This is a genomic window from Butyrivibrio sp. YAB3001, from assembly GCF_900112195.1.
Taxonomy (GTDB): Bacteria; Bacillota; Clostridia; order Lachnospirales; family Lachnospiraceae; genus Butyrivibrio.
Genome location: NZ_FOKR01000024.1, coordinates 37,572 through 62,689 on the forward strand (window position 1 = coordinate 37,572; position 25,118 = coordinate 62,689).

23 protein-coding genes are annotated in these 25,118 nt (G+C 35.2%); 21 read left to right on the top strand and 2 right to left on the bottom strand.

What is annotated here, in order from left to right; genetic code table 11:
* The first annotated feature begins 35 nt into the window (after nt 1-35).
* The 10 genes from BM086_RS18135 to BM086_RS18180 all read left to right on the top strand — a co-directional run bounded on the left by BM086_RS18135 (nt 36) and on the right by BM086_RS18180 (nt 7,927).
* Nucleotides 36-734 carry a hypothetical protein gene (locus BM086_RS18135; RefSeq protein WP_092330705.1) on the top strand — a complete coding sequence of 233 codons (699 nt, stop codon included), beginning with the start codon at nt 36-38 and terminating at the stop codon, nt 732-734.
* 106 nt (nt 735-840) lie between these two features.
* Nucleotides 841-1,257 carry an IS200/IS605 family transposase gene (gene tnpA, locus BM086_RS22000; RefSeq protein WP_092330708.1) on the top strand — a complete coding sequence of 139 codons (417 nt, stop codon included), beginning with the start codon at nt 841-843 and terminating at the stop codon, nt 1,255-1,257.
* Nucleotides 1,258-1,301: 44 nt separating this feature from the next.
* Nucleotides 1,302-1,490: a helix-turn-helix domain-containing protein gene (locus BM086_RS18145; protein ID WP_092330712.1), complete on the top strand. Its 189-nt coding sequence runs from the start codon at nt 1,302-1,304 to the stop codon at nt 1,488-1,490.
* Nucleotides 1,471-2,571 carry an IS200/IS605 family element RNA-guided endonuclease TnpB gene (gene tnpB / locus BM086_RS18150; RefSeq protein WP_092330716.1) on the top strand — a complete coding sequence of 367 codons (1,101 nt, stop codon included), beginning with the start codon at nt 1,471-1,473 and terminating at the stop codon, nt 2,569-2,571. The genes BM086_RS18145 and tnpB overlap by 20 nt, the downstream gene beginning before the upstream one ends.
* Before the next feature lie 246 nt (nt 2,572-2,817).
* On the top strand, nt 2,818-3,708 hold the full coding sequence (locus BM086_RS18155; RefSeq protein ID WP_092330721.1) for a J domain-containing protein: 891 nt from the start codon (nt 2,818-2,820) through the stop codon (nt 3,706-3,708).
* Between the two features lie 311 nt (nt 3,709-4,019).
* Nucleotides 4,020-5,534, top strand: coding sequence for an IS21 family transposase (gene istA, locus BM086_RS18160; protein WP_175560362.1), 1,515 nt, complete (start codon nt 4,020-4,022; stop codon nt 5,532-5,534).
* Nucleotides 5,527-6,309: an IS21-like element helper ATPase IstB gene (gene istB / locus BM086_RS18165; protein WP_092330729.1), complete on the top strand. Its 783-nt coding sequence runs from the start codon at nt 5,527-5,529 to the stop codon at nt 6,307-6,309. Before istA ends, istB begins: the two co-directional genes overlap by 8 nt.
* A complete protein-coding gene (locus BM086_RS18170) occupies nt 6,306-6,782 on the top strand; it encodes a hypothetical protein (RefSeq protein WP_092330734.1) in 477 nt (158 codons plus the stop codon). Before istB ends, BM086_RS18170 begins: the two co-directional genes overlap by 4 nt.
* On the top strand, nt 6,770-7,213 hold the full coding sequence (locus BM086_RS18175; RefSeq protein ID WP_092330738.1) for a hypothetical protein: 444 nt from the start codon (nt 6,770-6,772) through the stop codon (nt 7,211-7,213). Before BM086_RS18170 ends, BM086_RS18175 begins: the two co-directional genes overlap by 13 nt.
* Nucleotides 7,214-7,552: 339 nt before the next feature.
* Complete coding sequence (locus tag BM086_RS18180) at nt 7,553-7,927, top strand: hypothetical protein (RefSeq protein ID WP_141107785.1); 375 nt, start codon at nt 7,553-7,555, stop codon at nt 7,925-7,927.
* Between the two features lie 221 nt (nt 7,928-8,148).
* Here the strand turns inward: BM086_RS18180 and BM086_RS22135 are convergent, their stop codons facing one another.
* The gene (locus BM086_RS22135) at nt 8,149-8,310 is read right to left on the bottom strand and encodes a hypothetical protein (protein WP_330391644.1); all 162 of its coding nucleotides are present in this window, start codon (nt 8,308-8,310) and stop codon (nt 8,149-8,151) included.
* A gap of 419 nt (nt 8,311-8,729) precedes the next feature.
* Between BM086_RS22135 and BM086_RS18190 the strand changes: the two genes are divergently transcribed.
* From BM086_RS18190 to BM086_RS18230, 9 genes are all read left to right on the top strand, one after another.
* Complete coding sequence (locus BM086_RS18190; RefSeq protein WP_092330748.1) at nt 8,730-9,656, top strand: glycosyltransferase family 2 protein; 927 nt, start codon at nt 8,730-8,732, stop codon at nt 9,654-9,656.
* A complete protein-coding gene (locus BM086_RS18195) occupies nt 9,653-11,398 on the top strand; it encodes a hypothetical protein (protein WP_092330753.1) in 1,746 nt (581 codons plus the stop codon). The genes BM086_RS18190 and BM086_RS18195 overlap by 4 nt, the downstream gene beginning before the upstream one ends.
* The gene (locus tag BM086_RS18200; RefSeq protein ID WP_092330757.1) at nt 11,391-12,368 is read left to right on the top strand and encodes a glycosyltransferase family 2 protein; all 978 of its coding nucleotides are present in this window, start codon (nt 11,391-11,393) and stop codon (nt 12,366-12,368) included. Before BM086_RS18195 ends, BM086_RS18200 begins: the two co-directional genes overlap by 8 nt.
* A 27-nt stretch (nt 12,369-12,395) precedes the next feature.
* A complete protein-coding gene (locus tag BM086_RS18205; RefSeq protein ID WP_092330762.1) occupies nt 12,396-13,433 on the top strand; it encodes a glycosyltransferase family 2 protein in 1,038 nt (345 codons plus the stop codon).
* Complete coding sequence (locus BM086_RS18210; protein ID WP_092330767.1) at nt 13,405-14,418, top strand: ATP-grasp fold amidoligase family protein; 1,014 nt, start codon at nt 13,405-13,407, stop codon at nt 14,416-14,418. The genes BM086_RS18205 and BM086_RS18210 overlap by 29 nt, the downstream gene beginning before the upstream one ends.
* 36 nt (nt 14,419-14,454) lie before the next feature.
* A complete protein-coding gene (locus tag BM086_RS18215; RefSeq protein WP_092330772.1) occupies nt 14,455-15,249 on the top strand; it encodes a hypothetical protein in 795 nt (264 codons plus the stop codon).
* A 67-nt stretch (nt 15,250-15,316) separates the two neighbouring features.
* Nucleotides 15,317-16,762: a lipopolysaccharide biosynthesis protein gene (locus BM086_RS18220; RefSeq protein ID WP_092330777.1), complete on the top strand. Its 1,446-nt coding sequence runs from the start codon at nt 15,317-15,319 to the stop codon at nt 16,760-16,762.
* Nucleotides 16,763-16,777: 15 nt separating this feature from the next.
* Entirely contained in the window at nt 16,778-17,713 is a 936-nt protein-coding gene (locus tag BM086_RS18225; RefSeq protein ID WP_092330781.1) for a hypothetical protein, read from the top strand.
* A 154-nt stretch (nt 17,714-17,867) separates the two neighbouring features.
* On the top strand, nt 17,868-18,815 hold the full coding sequence (locus BM086_RS18230) for an acyltransferase family protein (RefSeq protein ID WP_175560363.1): 948 nt from the start codon (nt 17,868-17,870) through the stop codon (nt 18,813-18,815).
* Between the two features lie 60 nt (nt 18,816-18,875).
* On the opposite strand, the gene BM086_RS18235 is transcribed toward BM086_RS18230, so the two are convergent.
* Entirely contained in the window at nt 18,876-20,390 is a 1,515-nt protein-coding gene (locus BM086_RS18235; RefSeq protein WP_092330789.1) for a hypothetical protein, read from the bottom strand.
* A gap of 51 nt (nt 20,391-20,441) precedes the next feature.
* Here BM086_RS18235 and BM086_RS18240 point away from each other — a divergent pair, with 51 nt between their 5' ends.
* Together BM086_RS18240 and BM086_RS18245 are read left to right on the top strand one after the other, a co-directional pair.
* The gene (locus BM086_RS18240; protein WP_092330794.1) at nt 20,442-24,710 is read left to right on the top strand and encodes a hypothetical protein; all 4,269 of its coding nucleotides are present in this window, start codon (nt 20,442-20,444) and stop codon (nt 24,708-24,710) included.
* A gap of 24 nt (nt 24,711-24,734) precedes the next feature.
* Nucleotides 24,735-25,118, top strand: a 384-nt coding sequence (locus BM086_RS18245; protein ID WP_092330799.1) for a helix-turn-helix domain-containing protein, incomplete at its 3' end; no start/stop codon positions are given.

Genomic DNA, 25,118 nt, shown 5'->3' on the forward strand with positions numbered 1-25,118 from the left:
AAGGCCTTATATAAACAGTTTAGGAGAATCTGGGAATGATATCTAAATCAAAAGAAAAACCATTAGGAATGAGAATAGGCGAGAATGTTTTCTGCATCGGATACCTGGTGTTTGCACTCATCGCCGGAATTATTTTCGTTACCCGCACTCTAAGCACAGGCAATCTGTTCTTCAGAAACTGTGCCGGGATGACTCTACTCCTTGGTGGAGGAGATGCATTTCATCTGATTCCAAGAATAGTAATCAATTTTAAGGAAGAGGCATCTGATAAAGAAGTACAGAGAAAAAGAGAATTCTGGCTTGGCCTTGGCAATCTGATCTCATCAATTACCATGACAGTTTTCTACATTTTCTTCTTTGCAGCACTATCAGTAAAGCATGGGAAGTATGATGCCAGTTCAGTAATGCCGGAGAAGTTTACTCTGTATCTTGTGCTGAATGTGCTAGCATTAATCCGTATCATCCTATGTCTGTTCCCTCAGAATCACTGGTTTTCGAAGGACAATGAGACTAGATGGGGGCTTTATAGAAATATCCCATTCGTAATCATGGGCGTGATCACAGTCCTGTACCTAATCTTATGGTATCAGGAGTGGCTGTTGGCAGTTCTTGTAACAATAAGTTTTGTCTGCTACATGATAGTAGTGCTTGGAGCAAAGAAAAAGCCGATGCTTGGAATGATGATGATACCAAAGACAATCTGTTATATCTGGATGATTGCTTTGTTTTTATAAAATTGCTTTCGGCTGAAAACCCATTAGCTTCAGCTGATGGGATGAAAGCCATTTTACTTAATTAACATCTCGCCTAAGCGAGATAAACAAGATATAATTCTATCCCATGAATAAAGAATATAAACATGGAAATCGAAATAAATATCTACTTCGTTACCACTTAATTTTAGTATGTAAATATCGCAGGCATTTGTTAAGTGCTAATAATATCTCTTCAGATATGAAGACTCTTGCTAAAACTATCTCTAACAAACATGATGTTCGGATACATTACATGGAAGTTGATAAAGATCACTTACATATGATGATAGAAACAACACCTAATATCAATTTGTCAGATTATGTAAGAGCTCTAAAATCGTACACTACATTTCACATTTGGAAGAAATATTCTTCCTATCTCAGTAAATGCTTTTGGAAAGAGAAAACATTTTGGTCAGATGGATATTTCATAAGCAGTATTGGTGAAGTGAGTAGTGATACCCTTAAGCATTACATAGAGAACCAAGGAAAAAACACTTGATAATATACAACAGTGTTGTATAATAATCTCAAGAGGTAATACTTATGACAATTTTAGAGTTACGTCAAAAAACAGGACTTTCACAAAGTCAATTTGCCAAACGTTTCCATCTTAATGTGCGTACAGTACAAACATGGGAACAAGGTACTCGCAAAACGCCTGATTATGTAATATGGCTAATAACTAGAGTAATTGAATTGGAGGAAATAATCAATGTTAGGGATGGAATTTAGAATCTATCCAAACAGAATGCAGGAAACCATCATTCAAAAAACATTTGGATGTTCAAGAGTTGTATATAACTCAGGTCTTGCTCTTCGCATAGAAGAATACAAGAATGGTAATTCTATTGGATATAAAGAAACTAATTCCATGCTCACTAACATGAAGAGAACTGAAGAGTATTCATGGCTCAAAGAAGTTGATTCTATTGCCTTGCAGCAATCTCTTAGAGATTTAGATAAGGCATACAAGAACTTCTTTGTAAAGAGAGCTTCATTTCCTAAATTCAAATCAAAGCATAATCATAACAAAAGCTATCGCACACAAAATGTTGGCGGTAATATTTCAGTTGCAGGAAAATATATCAAACTTCCTAAACTTGGATATGTAAAAGCTAAGATTTCAATGTCTGTTAATGGTAAAATCAACAACGCTACCATCAAACAATCTCCAAGTGGGAAATATTTCTGTGTCCTTAATGTTGAAGTACCTGATGTATTCTATCCCAATGATGGTTGTATGATCGGATTGGATGTTGGTATTAAAACTTTCTATACAGATAGCAATGATAATTCAATTCCTAATCCTAAAACAATAAGCAAATCTGAAAAGAAATTTGTTAAGGAACAACGTAAGCTTTCCAGAATGATTAAAGGTTCATCTAATTGGAATAAACAGCGTATAAAAGTTGCAAAGATACATGAAAAAATTACAAATCAGAGGAATGACTTTCTACATAAAGAGTCAACAAAGTTGGTGAAAGAAAACCAAATCATCTGCATTGAAAACCTTAATGTGAAAGGAATGGTTCGTAATCATAAGCTCGCCAAGTCAATTAGTGACGTATCATGGTCTAAGTTCTTTGATATGCTTGAATACAAAGCATCTTTCTATGGTTCTGAGATAATTAAGGTTCCGAGATTCTATCCAAGTAGTCAGACTTGTAACTGTTGCGGATATCAGAATCCTCATATCAAAAATCTCAGTATCCGAGAGTGGAAATGTCCTGTTTGTGGCACATATCATGATCGTGATGGTAATGCTGCTAAAAACATACTAAAAATAGGTCTGTCACTTCGCATGACAGCTTAACGAATGACAAGGTAGGCATGGGCTGTGCCGAACCAAACGCTTGTGGACATCGTTGGGAAAACTACTCTCTACGGAGAGCGTGACAATAACCGTGGTGGTTGAAGCAAGAATCCCATCAAGCTTTAGCTTGTGGGAGTGTCAAAAAGGTCGAGGAAAAAGATATGTCAGTAGAAAATGGTGTATGAAGAGGCGGATGATTCTGCGATTATAAAACTTATTGGCAAGAAGCCGGTGGGATAAAAGAAAGTGACACTAAAGGAAGCATACAAGATACTTGGCGTATCTAAAGAGAATACCGACAGGGAAATCAAGGCGAAGTACAAGAAGCTTCTCATCATGTATCACCCGGACTCTGATCCCACCAGGAAAAGAGATCCTGAAGACGATGAAAAGATCCGTCAGGTCATCGAGGCCTACAAGAAGATCCGGAAATCTGAGGGCGAGCCTTACTTTGAGCCTTATGAATTTACCTGGGATGCCTTTGAGAACAAAAGTGCTTTCTCGGAGCGGAACATCTTCTTCCAGTTCAAGATCTACGACGAAGCCCTGCCACCATCCAAGATGGCCAGAGGCAGATTTGTCTGGGATCCTGACATGGAGGAGTTCCATCTTTTTGCAAAGAGCGTTCTTGAGGCCTGCAAAGATGTGATGACAGATCATGATGTTACTCCTGCTCCTGATAAGGTAAAAGACATTTTCCATCTCATGATGCAGGAATATATTCTTCCAGCTGACGCAGCCCGGAAGATTGGAAAGAAGATCCGTGGAGATGGAGACAAGGAAGTATATTCATTTAGTGGCTTCATTAAAGATGAGCTCGGAAGCAGCCGTGAATCTAAGATAAAATGCGGTGAACCGCTTAATATTTATCTTCGTGAAGACAGAGCTGTTGTTGAGGAGATTGTCACAGGCAGGATGCTTGGCAGTATCTCATTCGATGAGGATGAGTTGTATTATGTGGTGCTTCCGCTTCTTGAGGATCCTAAGGTGGATGCTCATGCAATTATAACGAAGGTGGACAGCAGTCGAAGGAGCAAAGAGCGAGTCCATGTGGCGATTGAACTGACTATTCCCAAAGATCTTACAGATACTCCGGTATCAAATGAGAAGTTAATAAAAGAGCTGTTGATGAAGTGAATCACATCCACAATATGATATAATGTTCAGAGGGGAGCAATGCGCTCCCCTTTAATGTTTTAAAACGTGGTATTCCTATAAAAAGCAAAATGTTATATGAGGGATTAATATGTTAGAACCCGGATTATATGAACAGGTAATAAATATTGATTTACACTTAAAATTGACCCGCCCCAGATGGTGAGCAGTCAGTATAAACCATTTCGATAATACACTGTACCTTGAAAATTTAATACTTAGAATTGACCCACCTCTTTGAGGTTTTATAGAATTCTTTCCGTATGTAAAAACATATGGAAGGAGGAAAAGAGGTGAAAGATTTGGAAGACTGGGCGGCAGTACACAAGGTGTACAAACAGACAGGTTCCAAAAGAGCTACAGCAGATATCCTTGGGATAGCCAGAAATACGGTCAGACGTCTATTGGAAAAGACTGAACCTCCTGTCTATAAACGGACAGAATACAGCTCCAAGATTGATCCGTTCAAAGAACAGATCATCACCTGGAGATGTGACCCATTTAACTTCAATGGCACCAGGATATTCGGTGAATTACAGAAACGTGGCTACAAAGGCAGCATAGGACCTGTCTACTACTTTTTAAGAAGAGTGGATGAAGATGTCGGCGACAGTATCAGCAGCAAGGCAACGACAAGGCATGAAAGTCCTCCGGGTGACCAGGCTCAGTTTGATTGGAGTGAGTATCAGGTGCTTATAGCAGACAGATACATGACAGTATACTGCTTTTCCATGATACTGGCTGCATCAAGAAAGAAGGCGATATGTTTTTCTTTACGCGAAGATGCTGATGCTATTTACGAAGCTGTGCAGGAATTGTTTGATGACCTGGGAGGAGTGACGCTGGAGCTTCTTATCGATAATCCCAAAGCGTTTGTTATAAAAAACAATCCAAAGTCAGAGGAAGAAATAAAGTACAATCCTCATGCATTGGCCATGGCTCTACATCTCGGTGTTGAGCTAAACGCATGCCCATGCTACTGGCCACGTAAAAAAGGGAAAATCGAGAGGCCATTCAACTATATCGAAGAACAGTTCATAAAAGGCAACACTTTTGCAAGTATGGAGGATTTGAATTCCCGGGGAAAGGCTTTTATAAATGAGTGGTGCGATAAGAAACATTCCACCACAAAAAGAATTCCAAACCAGCATTACCTGTTGGAAGAAAAAGCGCTATTACAGCCGCTTCCTAAGGAACACTACTATGCAAACAGCAAGCTTAAGCGGAAAGTCAGTCCTGACAGTTATCTCAGTATTGGCGGTAATAAATATAGTGTTCATGTCAGATATGTTGGAAAAACACTTTTCTACAGGCTGAATTATGGATTCAGGATCATGCTGTATGACTCGCAGGGACATTTCATAGAGCATCAGGAAATATCTTATGGCAAACATGAGATCCGTACTAACCCCGATCACTATGAGTCTATAGCAAAAAAGGTCTCAACTTCTGTTCCGCAGATAAGACGAGACTTCACTAACCGCTTCAGTAATGGTGCACGTTATCTTGAAGCAGCCGGTCGTAAGTTTGACCAGCCTACATTCCATGCCAGAAGAATAATGGAATTGCAGGATCTCTACGATGATGATACTCTGGACAGATTTATCGGTATAGCTGTTGATGAAGGAAAGATGGATATCAAGTCATTTAAGAAGATGCTCCGTGAGTACAACTCAGGAGAACGAAAAATCCCAAAGGATAACAATGCTGAATCCACAACCCTGATAATCGATGCAGCGCCTTCTTCTGAACTTACAAGAAACTGCAGCTACTATGAGAACTATGCGAAGGAGGTCCTGAATGCTTAATGACACAGAACACAAAAACGCATATATAGAAGCAAAGATGAAGCAGTTCAAGCTCGTAGATATGCGCACCCAATACAGAGACATCATCCAAGAAGCAGAACAGGAATCACTGGGATATATGGATTTTCTTTTAAGACTATTGGAACTTGAAGATAGTGGAAAGACAAGCCGTAGGACAGAGAAGCTTCTTGTTAAAGCCGGTTTTGATAGTGCATCTTCTCTTGAGGACATTGATTACAGTTTTAATCCGTCTCTTGATAAGGATAAGATTGATGAACTCGGAAGACTTACATTCCTGGATAACCGTGAAAACATCATAATCATAGGACCACCCGGAGTTGGTAAGAGCATGATTGCTACAGGGATAGGTCGTAATGCCTGCAGAAAAGGAAGGAAAGTCCTTTTTGTTAATGCAAAAGAGCTTGTCGACAGGCTTTATGGCGAGATGCTTGCCGGGAATCTACAGCAGATGCTTGATAAACTGAACCGCATTGAACTTCTGATTGTAGATGAACTTTCATACATAAAAATGGACAAAGAAAGAGAGAGCCTGTTTTTCCAGATCATCCGTCAACGATACGAAAAAAGCTCCCTCATTATCACCACTAATCTACCAATGGGCAGATGGGATGAAGTATTTACCGGACAGCTTGCGGCAACTGCAATACTTGACCGCCTGCTGCATCACTGCCATGTGCTTAGTATAACGGGAGACAGTTACCGTGTCAAAGGGTCAAAAATAAGTGTTAAAAAACAGAAAGGTACAGAAAAATGAACTTAACAAGCGATAGGCAGCGATTCCTGCAGGATGAGCTGAATACATATGAAAAAACAACACAGATGAATGAAACGGAAAGAAACGCTCTTCATGAATGGGTTGCAGCTGGTAACAGTGTTCATGAGAATACATGTAATGCTGAAGATGGTCATGGAAACTACATTGATTTCCTTGACGTATACAGAGAAGAACAGGATATCCGTGATACTCTGAGCGCACTGAGCGATGAGGAAAAGGAAGAATATCTTGCTGAACTAAGAGGCGAAGACACTATTAAAAGCCTGAAAAAGCGTCTCGATGAACTACTTTACAAAACCGATGTATATGAAAAGGTCCTCCAGAGACATAACCTCATTGAAGAGGCTGAAACTCTGATGGAAGAAGGGCATGCTCTGTCCAGAGCGTTTGATGAATGGACTGAAGCGGAAATGGGTAAGCTGCCGGAAGGAGAATTGTCATGGTTAAAATAAAAGATAAAAATCTCCCGGAACTTGCAGAAATATACAATAGTGGCGGCAAAGATGTTCTTTATCAAAAGCTCCGAGAGTCATTTGGAATAAAGTATCCGTGGTCAACTCTGGACAGGATGAAAAACATAGATTATCTGGGATATAACGAAGCTACAGACAGATTTACTGCCACACGATGTGAGAAAGCTGGCGAAAGCCTATTTATGTCGATTGATGAGCTTTGTTCACCAGTAAAGCCACAGCATATATGCGAAGATAAAACAGAAAGGAACGCCCCTAAAGCAGAAGCAATGGAAAAGCTTGTTAAAGAGCTTATTGGGGACAGGCTTCTAGAACTTAGCAGATACGTTGTCATGGATACAATAAACAAGACAATGATCATAGACAAAACAGCACTTACCGATGCTGGATACACACTGGTAACTCATTAAAAGGTGGGTCAATTCACAGTGTAAAAATCGAGATTTATAAACAAAACTGACCCGCCTCCAAAATCACAATGACGGATCCAAGGGTGGGTCAGATTTAAGTATAAAAGTGGGTCAATTTTACTTGACAATCAACAATTATTTATATTCCGAGCAAGAAAGCCGGTCAAGCTGTTCCATCAGCTTAAAAAATCAGGAATAGTAATAGAATCAAATCTTCCAGGGGTCTATAACATAAAAGGAATAATAAATATCCCGGTAAATATAATTGCAATAAATGAACTGGAAGATTCAGAGCTTAATGCAATCTCGATTATGACATATAATGCCAGGGAAGAGATTGTGAGACAGTTCCTGAAAGAAGCAAATAGTTTTACTGAATCGGGAGACAAGCGAAGTGCAGATGCTGTTCTTCAGATAAGTGTTGGAATAAATAGAGAAATATTTGAAAGACTGAAAGGGGAAAGTAAAATGTGTGAAGCACTTAGAGAATTAATGGCTGATGAATTGCAAGAAGCTGAGACTACAGGCATACAAAAGGGTGAAAGAATTGGCATACAGAAAGGCGAAAGGATTGGCATAGAAAAACGCGACAGAGATAAGATATCAGAAATGCTCGCCCTGGGAAGAAAACCAGAGGATATTTCGGCGTTCTGTAATTATCCGCTTGATCAAGTAATGAAGATATATAATGATATGTTCGCAAATAAGAAGTAAATAGAAGAAAAATAAAAAGCTGTGAGCTTTTCATGTTGTGGAAAGCCCGCAGCTTTATTTTAATCTGGTAATAATAGTATGTAATGCATTAATCTGATCATCTTTTAAAAGTCTTAAAATCTGTGTAATTTCCACAATAGCTTTAGAACGGGTATCATCACATAAATATTCAAAGAAATCCTTTGGAGAAATCTTCAAAAAATCGCAAATCAAGAAAAACATCACCATAGAAGGAAGTGCTTTGCCTTTTCGATATTGTTGATGTATCCGGGGTTCTGTCCCAATGAAAGACTCATATCTCTGGCTGAGACACCGGCATTAATTCTAAGTGCTGAAAGACCTGCTGCAAATTTCTTTTCGAGTTCATGTTCGGTTCTTTTCATGAAAAAACTCCATTCTTAACTATGCTGTGAGAATCATAAAAAGATTCTAAAACACTCAATTTATTGTTACTGTTCACTCGCTGCAGCTCGCTCCAGTAACGAATTCGCGCATTCATTCCAATTTGCCTACGGCGAGGAATGCGCTCACTCCTGAATCATATTCTTACGCAGTCAGCGGCGTGGCGCTTCCTGCTACCTCTGCACAGTAACAATTTATTCTATGCATCACATTGTAAATGATAAAACATTTGAAATGTGTGATTATTAATGTTATTATCTTTGGGATGTAGGATTGAAAGCGATATTTTTCTGATTTGTGTCAGATGTATGTAGTACATGTGGGGATTTTGATCAGTTAAGAATGCTTTTATTCCAATAATTCAAATGATAGTCATGGTTTTATAGGGGTGAGAGAGTAAATGGAAGTTTGTGCTGTAGTAGTTACATATAACAGGAAAGATTTGTTGCTTCAGTGTATTGATGCAATATTATCGCAGACATATCCGGTAAAGAAGATAATTCTAGTGGATAATGCCAGTACTGATGGTACAGGGGAACTTCTTAGACAAAAAGGATATTTGGAAAAAGAAAACATTATCTATTCACTATTATCTAGTAATACTGGTGGCGCAGGCGGATTTCATGAAGGAATTAAGATTGCACATTCATTAAAACCAGATTGGGTATGGATTATGGATGATGATGTGATTCCTGATGAAACTTGTTTGGAAGAACTACTAAATGCAGACAAATTAGTAAAAGAAGATGTTAGTTTTTACGCAAGTTCTATTAGAAATGCTGATGGAATGGCAATGAATGTTCCTAAATTAGACAGGAGACAGTTCACCAAATATACAGACTGGTATCAATATTTGGATGAAGGGATTGTCAATATCGTAAAAGCGACATTCGTTTCATTGCTTATTAATAGAAAAGCAATCGATAAATGTGGGCTTCCATGGGCTCCATTCTTTATATGGGGGGATGATTCTGAATATACCCAAAGAATAATTAGAGATTATGGTCCGGCTTTCATGGTTGGAAAAAGTAAGGCGATTCACTTAAGAGGTAGCGCTGAAGAATTATCAATAGTGAAAGAGACTAACGTAAATAGGATTCCCTTGTATTTCTATCTTTATAGAAATAACCTTATCGGTTTTTGGGAATATGAAAACGCTTTGTATAAGTTTTTATGCATGGGAAAGCTTTTCTGGGATGCATTAGGAGTGCTGATAAAGGGAAAGTACAAGACAAAGAAGATAAAAGCAATTTTTGGTGCGTTCTTTAGTTTTGTATTTGGAACATATGGTAAAGAAAGTTTTAGGGCGAGAGCGAATTTTTTATGATGCTAGATAAAATTAAACAATTCTATGCGAAATATTCAACTTCGGTGTGTCTGCTGTTTATATTATTAGTGAATATATTGGTATGGGGAAAATATCTTAATTTATCCAACATTACAAATGGTGATGAATATGAATCATTGGCAATTCCTTTCCAGTTGTTGGGATATAGATGGGCACATATTACTACATTTCATGGATTTGGAGCAACAGTTTTGCTGACACCATTTATATATTTGTTCAAAGGTATTGGCGCGCCGTATCTTTTATTTCTTGTTGAAGCTCTGTTTTTCCGAGTTATTACTGCTACAGTTACTTTCTATTTGTTTAAAAAGTTTGAATTGTCTAATTTATATTCACTAGTTATGACCTTAGTTGTTGAGTTTGGGATGCTGGGATCGACTAGTGAAAGTGGTTTATCTGCGATGACTGAAATACCTTTGACATTGGTGACGGTTTCATCTTTGTTAATTATTTATAAGATATTTTTGCACAAAAATAGTCAGCAGGCATTATGGATATTATTATTAGGCGCTATGCTTGGATATAGCATGACAATTCATACGCGTGGAATTGTTCTATTCTTTGGAACTGCATTTGTGCTTATTGCAGAAAGTGTAAGGAAAAAATTTTTTTTTAAAAGCAATTTGATCTTATTTATTTGGCCTCTTTTTTATTTTGCTGCAGAAATACTTATAAGTTTGGTAAGAAATAACTTTTATAGTAGTGAATCTGATAGTAATACAGTGAGTGGTTTTGTTAAGTATGCAGTAGGAACGAATGCAATTGATATTGTAAAAGTAAAACAGGTTTTTATTAATTTTTTTTCTATTTTAGGAGCATATATATATTGGTCATTTGGGGTGATTACATTATTTGTAGTTGCTGAAATTATATATTTACTAAAAAAAAGAAATGAAACAAATGATATTTTATGGATACTGACTTTATACGGGTTAGTACTGTTTTTTACAATGAATTTTTTGATTTCGTATGTATCATACGATGTTGTTAGAAAAGGTCAATTTAGGTGGTTAGTTTACGTAAGATATTCGTTGCCATTTGCTATTGTTATCGTCACCAATGGGATAGTGATCTTAACAAGGGTTAGTTTTAGAAAAAAAATTTGGTTGGGCATTGCTGGCATAAATGTTTTATGCGGAAAATTATTCCTAAATTATGTACCCGAAATGTTAGATAAAGGTGGAAATGGACTAAATAACACTTCTTTCAATATGTTTAGCGTATTACCATTGACTGATAATACGGCAAATGAGTATTTTTCAAAATTATTTTTGGTTGTCACGTTTGTATCTTTGCTTATGATTATTTCTAGAAAATGCAATTTGATCTATTTTGTTTACGTTTTTTTATCGATGTTGGTTATTTTTCAGCAAAGAGACATAACCTTTCAAAGGGATATACAAAGAACAAAATATTATTATTCTTCATTAAATGCATATAGAGCAATTGATACTTCTACTTTAGATAGCGTTTACGTACACGGGAATAATTGGAGATACTATTATAATTTAGAATTCCAGATGGCGTATATCAAGGATTTGGGTTACAAAGAAGGGGAAGATTTGAGTAATAGTGTTTTGTTTTCAAACGAAAAGATGGATGTAGAAAAATCAATATATGAAGTTGTTTTGGACACACAACAATATGCATATACAGGTAACATAGAAGTTTATGAAAAATTATTAGAATTTGAACAACAGGGAGCAAGTAAAAATGAATAAGGTGGTTTCGATAATTGTGCCAGTTTATAATGTGGAAGTTTATTTGCATAAATGTATCGAAAGCATTTTAGCTCAAACATATATAAATTTGGATATCATTTTGATTGATGATGGATCTACAGATGATTCAGCGGCTATTTGTGATTACTATGCGGGTCTCGATTCAAGAATAAGGGTTTTTCATCAATGTAATGGTGGTTTATCTTGCGCAAGAAACAGGGGGAATGTAGAGGCAAAAGGGAACTATATAGCCTATATTGATTCAGATGATTATATTCATGAGAAGTATATAGAAAAATTAGTTGATGCAATAATATCAACTGGTAGTGATTTTTCAATGTGTTCGTATAAAAAAATATATTCTAATAACACTTTAAATAATGAAATGCCTGAAAAAAATGAAGAAATTAGTGTTTATGATTCAAAGTCAATCAAGGAACTGATTCTTTCTAGACAATTACCTATTTATGCACATGGGAAACTATTTGATGCAAAGTTGATTCCATTTTTAAAATTTCCTGATGGAAGAATATATGAAGATGTGCCTACTATTTGGAAGGTTTTATGTAATGTTAAAAAAGTTTGCTACATTGGTGATGAATTATATTTTTATCGCCAACGCAATAATAGTATCGTAAATATGAATTTTACCCATGCTAGAATGGACCAGTTATTCTTTGCAGAAGATATCTTTAATGAAATAGATAATAATGAATTTTTGCATTCGCTTGCTGGAAGCAGATGCTTTTTTGCTGCATTAGATAATTTTACAATGGCAACAAGACGAGATGAAGATTGGGATTATTTAAAAAATGCAGTTTCATATTATGCACGATATGTTTTGAAGGATTCATATGCAAGTAAAAGCTATTTGTGGGTTTCGGTGCTAGCATCAAAGATGCCACTGTTAGCTAGGAGAATAGGGCGGATATATAAGAAAGTGAGTTGGCGAAAAATTAAGGATAAATAGCATAAAGGAACAGAAAAAATAATTGTGATGGAAGATAGATATTTGGTAAGCGTGATTATTCCAACGTATAAAGGGACGGATAATCTTGAAAGAGCCATAACAAGTATTACAAATAATGAATATAGAAATATAGAGATTATAGTAGTGGATGACAATGGGAAAAATACAACTGAATCATATGCTACTAAAGATATCATAAAAAAAATAAATGATCCAAGAATAAAATATGTATGCCATGAAAAAAATAAAAATGGAGCTGTGGCAAGAAACACAGGAGTGAACAATTCAAAAGGGGATTATATAACGTTTTTAGATGATGACGATTATATGTTGCCTAAGCGTATACTGAATTCTTTGAACATGATAGAAAAAGCAGAATTATTATTTTGTGACGTATGTGATGTTAGGTATGGAGTCGACTATAGAATCTGTCGTGTTAATGATAATCTTAGTCCGGAGTATATGTTGTTAAATGAGATGGCAATTGGGACTGGGAGCAATATTTTTATAACAAGAAGACTATATAAGGAATTGGATGGTTTTAATGAGACCTATACAAGATTCCAAGATAGAGAATTTATAATAAGGGCGTTACAAAAATCAAAGCCTAAGATTATTCATGAAGTTTTATTGATAAAAAGTAAGAATAAGCAAAACAATCAACCAAGCTTTGCTAAAAGGTTAGAAATAGAAAATATTTTTCATTCAGATTTTGACAATCTGTTTGAAAAACTAACTAAAGAGCAAATTTGTGGATATAGAAATGCAGTGGAGCATAAACACTTAGAAATTCTTATTTTATCAGGGAATAAAGATAAAGCATATGAAGTGGCAAATATAATAAAATATGATGATAGTTTGAAAGCATATGAGTTTTTGTCGTTATGTTTGTTTAAACTTGGGTTCAAAATAAATGGTTCTGTGATGTCAATGATTAGATACTCATTTGCAAGAATTAGAAATATAAAAGAAAAAAGAAGGATAAAAAAAGATAGATTTTTATGGGAATTTATAAAATCAAACGAGGAGAAAAATTATGGTTCGTCCAGAAATTATACTTCATGATATAAGCGCATATGGCGTTAAGATGGCATTTTATCATGTACAAAATAGACTCAATTATACAGATGAGAATATGACAAAGCTTTTAGAAGAAAAAGACAAGCAAATAAAAAGGATGTCAATAGATGAAAAAGTAAAGTGCGTAATGGCGCAGTATAAGTTTGAAATGGGGGAAAAGCTGGATATATATAATCCGAGTAGTTTTACTGAAAAAATACAATATATTAAGTTATTTGGCATCGATACGGATATGGTTTTGCTTGCAGATAAGTTTAAAGCAAAAGAAAAGGTCGCAAAAGCAATAGGAAATGATCATGTAGTTAAGTTGATTGGCGTGTATGATAATTTTTCTGAAATTGATTTTGGAATGTTACCTAAGGCTTTTTGCATGAAAGTAAACCATGGATCTGGAATGAATTGCGTAATAAAAAATAAAGAGAAAATAGATATAAAGGCGCTCAATAATAAATTTGATTTATGGGTTGGTAGAAAATCATATGCAGAGACTTTTGAACAGCAGTATAGAGATATGCCACCTAAAATACTAGTTGAGGAATATATTGAGGGACTCGATGGGAATCTAAATGATTATAAGATTCATTGCTTTGATGGTGAACCTTTATTTATTCAGTGTATTGGAGAAAGAAATTTAAAGAATCATGAAGGATTTCAAAGAAATTATGACTTGGATTGGAATGTATTGGATTGGACCTTTGAAACATACCCGTTGTTTAAGCATGAAGTAACCAAACCAAAGCATTTGGAGGAAATGCTTGAAATAGCAAGATTGTTAGCTAAAGGTTTTAACTATGTGAGAGTGGATTTATATGATACAGAGGATGAAGTGTATTTTGGAGAAATGACATTTACACCAGCGAGTGGATTGTATCCGTATAAAAGAACTTGGACGCATAAAAAGGATCTTTGGCTGGGGGAAAGAATAAGGCTAGATAAAAAGCAATTCGGTAAAAAGCTTTATATAGAATGAAAGATATGGGAAGTTGGATAAACGGTGATAAGAAATATGAATAATATTAGTGATAAAAGGTTAGTATACATGCTTTTTTCTGGGGGATATGATTCTACATTTAGGTTGCTTCAATTAGCTTCGATAGACAATGTTACTATTCAGCCAATATATTTTATAGATAAAAAAAGACCTGGTAGAAAATATGAAATTAAAGCAATGAATGAAATTATTGATGAAATAAATCATTGTGAGGATACGTTTCCTGCTAATGTTAAAAATCTTGTTATGATTGATGCAGACAATTTGATAAAGAATAGTGACCGAATCGATATTACTAATTCATTTAATAATTTGAGGGAAAAATATAATATTGGAATTCAGTATTTATGGTTTGCTCTATATGCGGAACTACAAAATATCATTTTTGAAACAGGGATTTTATGTGATAGTGATAGAAGTAAAGTAGGTAATGCTATTTATGGAGAAGGGGAGAATATCACGAAGTGTGAAGAGGCACTTGTTTCAGATAGACGGATGCTATCAAATAAAGATAAAAATTCTGACGTATATAAGGTTTTTGGAAGACTTGCCCTGAGTGTTTCTGGATTATCCAAAATTGACGAAATGAATATAGCTCAAGAAAAAGGGTGGTCTTCTATTATGGCAAAGACTTGGTTCTGTCATTCACCAATTAATGGCAAGCCTTGTGGGTTTTGTAATCCTTGTAAAGATGCAATAAATGAGGGAATGGAGTGGAGATTACCGAAACAAGCACTATGGAGATATCATCATAGGAAGAATGTTTTTGTGAGAGGAAGAAGTTATATTCATACGAAATTTTATATCTAAAAAATAAATGATAGCAGATTGGATGATTATAGTAGCAAGAAATTGGGCATTCTTGCGAATGTAAAAGATGAGCACAAAAGAAAAAGTACTAAGTAACTTAATATGGAGATTTGCTGAAAGAATCGGGGCACAAGCAATAAGCTTTATTGTGTCTATTGTTCTAGCAAGAATTTTGGGACCATCTGAATATGGCAGAGTGGCTATGATAACAGTATTTACAGCAATACTGCAGGTATTTGTTGACGGTGGATTTGGGAACGCACTTATTCAAAAGAAAGATGCAGATGATATTGATTTTTCCTCAGTTTTTTATTTTAACGTATTATTATGTTTGGTATTGTATTTGATTATTTTTTTATGTGCACCACTAATTGCTGAGTTATATTGTGATGATAAATTAATTAATCTTGTTAAAGCATCAGGCTTAATTATTGTCATTTCTGGAATAAAAAATGTTCAGCAGGCATACATTTCAAGGACCTTGCAATTCAAACGTTTTTTTTATGCGACACTAATTGGAACAATAGTATCAGCAATTATGGGGATTTTATTAGCATGTATTGGATTTGGGGCTTGGGCTCTTGTGGTTCAGAATCTTACAAATGCGTTGGTTGATACGGTTGTGGTATGGTGGATTGTGAAATGGAGACCTAAAGCAGTTTTTTCTTTTTCTAGACTTATGTCTCTGTTCTCATATGGATGGAAACTTTTGCTTTCAAATTTAATTGACGTATTGTATGGAAACATTAGACAGCTAGTAATTGGAAAGGTATATTCGCCGAGTGATCTTGCATATTATAACAGAGGAAGACAGATACCTAATCTGGTTGTGACGAATGTTAATACTTCAATTGATAGTGTGCTTTTTCCAGTGTTATCAATGGAGCAGGATAATATGGAATATGAAAAAAGAATAGCTCAAAAGTCTATTATGATAAGTAATTATATAATGGCACCTATAATGATGGGAATTGCTGCTGCTGGAGAAACTTTGATAAAGATAATATTAACTGAAAAATGGATTTCATGTGTTCCATTTTTGCGAATTTTCTGCATTTTATATATGTTTCAGCCTGTTCATACAGCAAATATAAATGTAATAAAAGCTTTAGGACGTAGTGATATTAGATTAAAACAGGAAGTTATTACTAAGGGAGTAGGTATTATTTTGTTAGTTGCAGCAATTCCATATGGAACATTGATGATAGCATATGCGTATCTGATTGGAAATTTTTTTAATCAGATTGTAAATAGTTGGCCTAATAAAAAATTAATAAACTACTCATATTTAGAGCAATTAAAAGATATTTCTATTAGCACTTTGCTTGCAATTTTTATGGGAATCTGTTTGTATGGTATTGCACAAATTAATCTGCCATCTATAATAATTCTTTTAATTCAGACATGTGTTGGGGCGTTTATATATATTGGTGGATCAATTGTTTTAAAGATTGAATCATTTCAATATCTTTTATCTATGTTTAATTCTCGAAAATTTTTTCAATTCAAGTAGGAGTAAATATAAAATATGACTGAACATTTTCAGTTTTATAAAAAAATTCAAAGAAATGTTATTCGGAAAACAAGACCGGTGATAGTAAATTTCCGGTGGCAATTATATTCTAGAGTTTTGAATTGGAAAGGTATTAGTGCATCATGTAGTTCGAGAGAAGAAATCAATAAAAAAAGACCTCATGAAATCATTGTATCATTAACAACATTCCCTGCTAGAGTAGGCACAGTAAATGAAACAATTAAATCGTTATTGCTTCAAAGTATAAAACCTGACAGGGTTATATTATGGTTGGCTGCAACTCAATTTCCGGATTCTGAGAAATCATTGCCAATAAAATTGTTAAGCTTAAAGAAATATGGATTAGAGATTAAATGGTGTGAAGATATTAGGTCATATAAAAAATTGATACCGAGTTTACGCGAGTTTCCAAATTCAATAATCGTAACAGCGGATGATGATGTCTACTATAGCCATAACTGGTTAAGAACTTTGTATAATGCATATTTATCTGACCCAAATGTGTTATGGGCACATAGAATTACCAAGTTTATAATCGAGGATAAAAAGTACAAAAGCATTCCTGAAGGCAATAATCTTTGGAATAATCCTACCTTTTTACACAAACTAACTGGAGTTGGAGGATGTCTTTATGCACCTGGGATGCTTTATAAAGATGTAACGGATGCGAACTTGTTTACGAATATATGTCCGACAAATGATGATATATGGTTTTGGCTGATGGCTGTTTTAAATGGAACGAAGACAATGGCTCCGAGTAAGAAAGATAATTTGATTGTCTATGTTCCAGGAACACAAGAAGGACCATCACTTACCCAAATAAATGATCATGGGGAAAAGTTATTTTGGAGGGATTTCTATTCAATGATAGATAAATATCCTCAACTTGATGATATTTTAAGAGAAGAGTTTAGAAAGATAGATAATTGAGCTTTCTATTTGTGATTTTTTTGAACTGCATGATTAGTGGTTAGAATAATAGGGATTAATAATTCAAATTTATAGGGAGAAATATACTTTGATATTCTGTGGAAGCACTCTGCTAAGCTTAATGTTTTTAATTGTATGTAATATGAGATTTGGCTTGAGAAAAGGGAAAGATGTTGCCTTTGATAGAAATGATGGGATTTCATTAAAGGGAATAGCAGCATTTTTTGTAATAGCATCGCATCTCTATGTGTATGGAGGATTTAAAAGCATTGAAGAAGGTCTAATAGCTCATTTGATTGGAACCATGGTTACGCAATTAGGTGGGATAGGAGTATTAATTTTTTTATTTGTGTCTGGATATGGTATTCAGGAAGGGTATAACACTAAAAAGGTTGGAAAACAATATTTATTAAATAGAATAAGAAAAGTATGGATGCCGTATCTTTGCATAAAATTTCTATTTATTGTAATAGGCAAAATTTTTAATGTGAGAAATATTATTAAGGCAGAAGATTGGTTTATTTTTGTTATAACTTTTGAATATATAGTTTATTACTTAGTTAGAAAAGTTACAGAAAATAAAAAAAGTATAGTATTTGGTATGTTAGTCTTTAACGCAGTAGGAAGCTTTTTATGCATTTGTTTGTGTTTTCCGGCTAAATATTTCAATTCAATGTGGCTTTTTGTGGTAGGTGTAGTGTTTTCTTGCTATCAGAAGAAAATTGTATTTCTTTTGAAAAAAAATATATTATTTAATTCATTTTTGGCCTTAATATGCTTTTTGTGCCTTGGAATTATATTCACAATCTTTAAGGGACAATTTTTTTGTGAAGCATGTAAGCCTGTCTCAGGGATAGCATTGGTTGTTTTCTTGTGTTGTATATTGCGAAATATAGAATTAAAATCACCGGTTTTGAAATGGGGGGGGAAGAATTCCTTACAATTGTATGTTGTACATGTTTCACTTCATGATTTTTTTCCGCATTTAAATGGGATTTTTATGGTCATATATTTGATAATAACGGTTATTATTGTCGAGGGCATTGTAAGAATTACTGACAAATTGCGTTTGGGGACAAGAAAGAGATTGGAAAACTTCTGAAGGTCTATAGAGTTGGAAGATGAGATGCTTGGCTTGGTAAGAAATTACCTTGAAGTCCTTTCAAAAAATGGAATGTGGATGTTGTGCTATGGTAATTCCATACCCGCAAATGCAGAATACATATGGTGTAAACAGGATGTTATCAAAAGATATGATACCCCAAATATTTGAAGTAACAAGAATAATAGCAATTATGAAGCAGTATTTATTATCAGATCTATAAAGATACAGGATAATGTACAGGAAACACAATTCATATATGATCAACGCTACGATTCCCCAATTTAAGAGATTGTTTAGTAAGATGCTATGACTGTTTGTAAGAATAGAGTCACCATATTTTAAAGTCAAAATCTCAGAAAAATACTGGTTGTTGTATAGGAAATAGCACATAGAATCTGGACCAATTCCCAATATTTTTTGTGATGGAGTAAGAGCATAGAAAGCGTTCTTTGAAATGTTCCAAATAAAGCCACGACTGTTTCCAAAGGTGTCACTGAATATTTCTAAAGGCAATAGCTGTATAGCCAATGCAGCAAGAGGAAGTAAGAGGAGAATTGCAAGTGTTACTGATAAGAGACAGCTTGGAACTATGGGCTTACTAAATTTCTTTTTCCTGGTCAAAAGCATGGTAAATACTGAAAATACAATGATTGCAATACCTAAGTGATGCCTTAACATCATAACAATAACAGAATTATCAAGAGAGTCGTCCCATAGGAAAATCGTGCTATATGAAAAGGCAAATGCTTCGGATGCTATTCCATAAAAGATAAATACTTTCATGAGGTTTTTTATATATTGGGGATTTTTAAGGACATATAGTATTGCGAGCAGAAAGAATGCAGAGGCAAATAGAAATACGCTTTGACTTCCGCATGATAGCATACAGAATGCGGCAGTAGTTACATAAACAGACAGCATACAATCTATACATCTATTGGTAGTCGTTACAAGCATTATCCCGGTATTTAAGAAAAGAAAGATGCACAGATATCCGGCATACCAGTTACTGTTTCCTATCGTGGAGATAAAAAATCTTACATCTTCTATTCCTTTTACAGGATAGATGTAAAAGCGGTTAAGGATAGCGATTACATTAACGATAAAACTACCTATTATCTGAAATGCAAAAGTAATTTTCATATCAAGATTTTTTCTGCCACTAAACATTAATATTTCAAATATAAGTATTGCATAAGTAAAAAGTCCCATATTCCAGCCGTTGGCACCAATAAATGCCTGCTCTCTGTAATCGGACAAAAAAGTTGAAATGAATATGGAGGTAAAAAAGAGGAATAATAGAAGCCAAAAATAATTGTGATGAATATTCACATCTAGCTGCTGAGAAGATTGATTATTGACCGTTATTTTTTTTACTAGGATTAATACAACTTTTATGGGCTGAAGTAATAGGTAAAAAGCCATTATGAACAGTGAAAAAGCCATAAAGGCATCATATTTGTCGTTTGCAAGATTATTGTAACCATTTGGAATCCATAGTGGAAGAAGTATAAATAAAAATGCTTCATACATATGTACCAATATGTTTTCAATTTTTTTAATAAACTGCATGTTATTGTTCCTCGTAAACAAATTTTTTTCTTATGGAGGGTTGAAAGAAAGATGAGCAAAATCAACAACTTTATCAGAAACACAGTGGCTAGGAGAGCAATAGGTATCGCCTTGGTGGGGGCGACGGTTTTGGCAACAGGTTTTGCACAGGAAGGTGGAAATAGGTATCCAGGGATTTCGCCAGGCGAGATAGGATTATATGTTTCCACAGAGAATAGTATATTTACAAAAAGCGAATTTAGCAAGAAAAATGAGAAGAATGATGCGAAATATGTTGATGCAAACATAAGTAATAAGACTATTAAAAACAGTAACATCATTGGCGGTAAGGTAAGCAGTTCACAACTACAAAATGATAAGGTGGACTCCGCAGATATTGTAAGTAGTACTATTACCGGAGGTGTTTTTTACGATGCGAAAATTAAGAATGGTAGTATTGGTGGCGGAACATCGCTGATAGGCGGAAGTGCTACATCTGCATCTGTTCAGAATGCAAAAATGGATGATGTTACGACACAAAAAAATACGATAAAGAAGACTACGATTATTAATTCAAATCTTAGGTCTGATAAAATATTCGATTCAACAATTAGTTCATCTAAGATTACAAATGCACAGATTAATGGAAGCGTACTTAATTCAATAAACGCGAAGGACAGTGTTTTATATAAGGATAAAATTGTAAACTCTACTGTTGGTGGTGGTACAGTACGTGAATCAGAGGTTGTAAAGAGTACGATTGATGGTGGAAATATTATCAAAAGTACAATAAGTGGAAACAGTAAACTTACGGATAGTGGTAAATACACGACTGTAAGTGGTAATGATGTTGCAAATTCAAAGATTAACGGAAGTACTGCAAAGAACAGGACAATAAAGGATAGTACTGTTAATAAGAGTAAACTGATAAATGGTGTGGCGAAAAACACACATGTTACCAACAGCACACTTACAAATGTTACTTCAAGTAATGTGACAGTTAGTGGAAGTACTTTTTCCGGAGGAAGTGTATCTGGTTCTATTCTTTTAAAAGATACTATAACAAAAACAGGTATTACTTTCAGTAAAGTCGATAATTCAACTGTTCAGGATGCAGTATTGAAAAATACTCAGGTGAGTGGGACTACTCTTGTTAATACGACTAATACAAATGTGGTTTCGGTTAGGTCTGTATTGAAAAATGTTGCATCAATACTGGAAGTAGCAATTAACGATACAGTAGACAATTCAAAACTTAATAAGGCAAAGATTTCTAACAGCACAATAAACAACGGAACAGTTACAAATAGTACTGTTAGCGGAAGCACACTTAAGAAAACTGATTCAAAAAGTAACAATATCTTTAATTGTGTGCTTAATGGAATAAAGTCGATTGGTGACCATATTTCAAACAGCTCTTTTATCGCAGGAATTGTTGAAAAGATTACATCGGTTTCTAATGGCTTTAACGGAACATCATTAGCAAAAGCTAAGATTTCAGGTGGTTCTATAAGTGGAAATTCAATAGTTAAGGATAGTGATGTTAGAGGTGCTAATGTCAGAAACAGTACTATAAAGAATACAGAAATTAATGCCTCAAAGCTTAATGGGGTAGTTATTGAAAATTCGACAGTTAGCGGAGGTACACTGAAAAATTCTACATTAAAGAATGTAACGGTTCAAAATCAAAAAGACTTTATGACTATTACAAAGCAGCCTGAGGATCTGATTGTAAAAAGTGGAGAAAAGGCAACTTTAACCCTTACTGCAACAGGTAAGATTTCTGCATACAAATGGTCATATAAAGCTTCCGGTTCATCTGTCTGGAAGGATCTTGGTTCAGGTAATCCTTGTTACCTTAACATTACAAGCAAAATGAATGGCGGAACATACAGATGTATGATCCTTGATCCTAATGGAAACATGATGTACAGCAATGTTGCTTCAATTACTATAGCAACGGGAAATACTTTGAAAATCAAGACTCAGCCTAAAGATATTTCCGCTGTAGCAGATACTGATGTTACTTTGACTTGCGATGCAGAGGGTGACGGGCTTACTTATCAATGGCAATGGCATGATGCGGGAGAAACAACATGGAGTAACAGTTGGGGGACTGGCAAGAGTATTAAAAAGACAGTCAGAGATACTTGGGATGGACGAGTATTCAGATGTGTTGTGACAGATATTGATGGCAATAAAGTAACTTCGCAAACAAAGACTATTACAGTAGGATTTATTACTTCTCAGCCTGTTGATCAGTACGCTGCAATTGGAGAAAAAGTTAGTTTTGAGATTACAGCAAAAGGTGTAGAGAGTTATCAGTGGTATTTTAGCAAAGATAATGGAACTACTTGGAATAAATCATCAAGTTCTGGGTATAACACAAGCAAGCTTACTATTGACGTTACAGAAGCACGAGTTGGTCAGAGTTATAAGTGCAGAGTGATGGTAGCAGGTGGACGGACTATTGATAGTAAATCTGCCAGAATGTATGAAAAATTAAACATAACAAAACAACCGACTGATGCGGTGGCAGCTATAGGTTCCAATGTCAACTTCAGCGTGAGCGCATCAGGAGCAAAGAGTTATCAGTGGTATTACAGTCAGGACAGTGGTAAGACCTGGAAGAAATCTTCTGTTGATGGTTTTAACACTAATAAGATAACTGTACAGGCAACAGAAAACAGAATAGGTCAGATGTATAGATGCAGATTAACAGGCTCAGATGGAAAGACATTAGATAGTACAGCAGGCAAAGTCAGTGCGAAGATTGTTATATCAAAGCAGCCTTCAAATGTTAGTGCAGCTATAGGAAATAACGTAACCTTTGAAACTGTTGCATCAGGAGCAAAGAGCTATCAGTGGTATTACAGTCAGGATGACGGTCAGACTTGGAAAAAGTCTTCTACTGATGGATGTAATACTAATAAGATTACGATACAGGCAACAGAAGGAAGAATAGGTCAAATGTACAGGTGCAGATTGACCGGATTCGATGGGAATACATTGGATAGTGCTGCAGCTAAGATAATTGCGAAGTTAACGATAACGAATGATCCGGTTAATGTTAATGCGGTTATTGGTGAGATTGTAAACTTTGAGGTTGGTGCTTTAGGAGTAAAGAGCTATCAGTGGTATTACAGCCAGGATAATGGTCAGAGTTGGAAGAAATCTTCTGTTGATGGATGCACAACAAATAAGATTACAGTGCAGGTAACAGAAGGAAGAATAGGTCAGAGGTATAGATGTAATTTGACCGGATTCGATGGAAAAACTATAGATAGTGCTGCTGCAAAGATTAATGCAGTTCTTTCTATAACGAGTCAACCTGTGGATGTCAATGCTTCTATAGGTAGTATGGCTTCTTTTGAAATAGGAGCTTTAGGGGCAAAGAGTTACCAGTGGTACTACAGTCAGGATAATGGTCAGAACTGGAAGAAATCTTCTGTTGATGGATGTAACACAAACAAGATAACTGTTCAAGTAACAGAGAAAAGAATAGGTCAGATGTACAGATGTTCTATTACTAGTGCTGATGGCGCAGAAATAATCAGTGATTCAGCGAAGATTAAAGGTAATAGTTCACTGATGGCGCAGATGATTAGTACCAAGAGAGAAACCGAATTTAGTCTGGTGGAATTAGATGAGGTTATAGCGGAAATCAAAGAGCAGCCGGTTGATGCAGCAATTAGTGAAGAAGATGAAGCAATATTCGAAGTTGTTGCAGAAGGGGCTGTAAGTTATCAGTGGTATTACTCAGTAGATGGATTGGCATGGGAAGAATTAAAGAATGCTGACGTAGTTGGAGCAGATACAAGCAAGCTCATAGTACCAATTGATGAATCTGTTCTGCTGTATAGTTTCAGATGTGAAATTATGACAGAATCAGGGGATGTTTTAATTAGTGATAGCGTCAAAATTGTTAAGAAGTGTAGTGAAGAAAATGATTGTAAAGAAATATTTAATGACGTTGAATCTGAAACCCTTGATGAAAATGTAGATAATGATACTCCTGATGATGTTATTGGTAAAAAGGATAGTAGTGATGACGAAGAAGATGTTAGTGAATTAAATCAGGAAAATATTGAGGTTGATGAAAGTGCTATCGGTATTAGCGATGATGCTTCTGGAAGTGATATTTCAGAGGATGAATTACCAGCGGTTTTAGAGAGCGGTGAGGATGAGAAATCTGAGGACTCTGATGAAACAGTTAAACAAGAGGGGGACAATAATACCGAAAGTATAGAAAGTAAGGAAGGAGAATTAAATGTTGAAGAGGAAATTTCCGGAAAAGACATCATTGATGATGTAGATGAACAGACTCAGGAAGAAATATAAATATTCAAGAAGAGGTTAAATAAAATGCCAAGAAGAACTATAGAAAAAGGGAATATGTCTTTAGCAGAGCTATTAAAGCAGATGAGGAAGGATTCAGGTAGGTTTCAAAAGGATCTTGCAAAGCTTTTAGGAGTTAAGAGCGTTACATATTCTGCCTATGAAACGGGAAGGATAATTCCGTCTGCTGATAAACTTAATATTCTGGCAAAACTTTATGGTGTTAGCCCGGAAGTCTTTTTAGCAAGACTTGATGAAAATGAAGAGCTGGAGAATGAGTTAAAGATAGCAATTGCTCAGCAGGCAGGTAAGCCTGATTCTGGTAATTCTGGCAAGTTAAGTGAGACCTCTGAATCAAATACTGTCTTGCCTTCTGCGGCTTCGTCAGAGTTTCAGAAGATAAAAGACGAC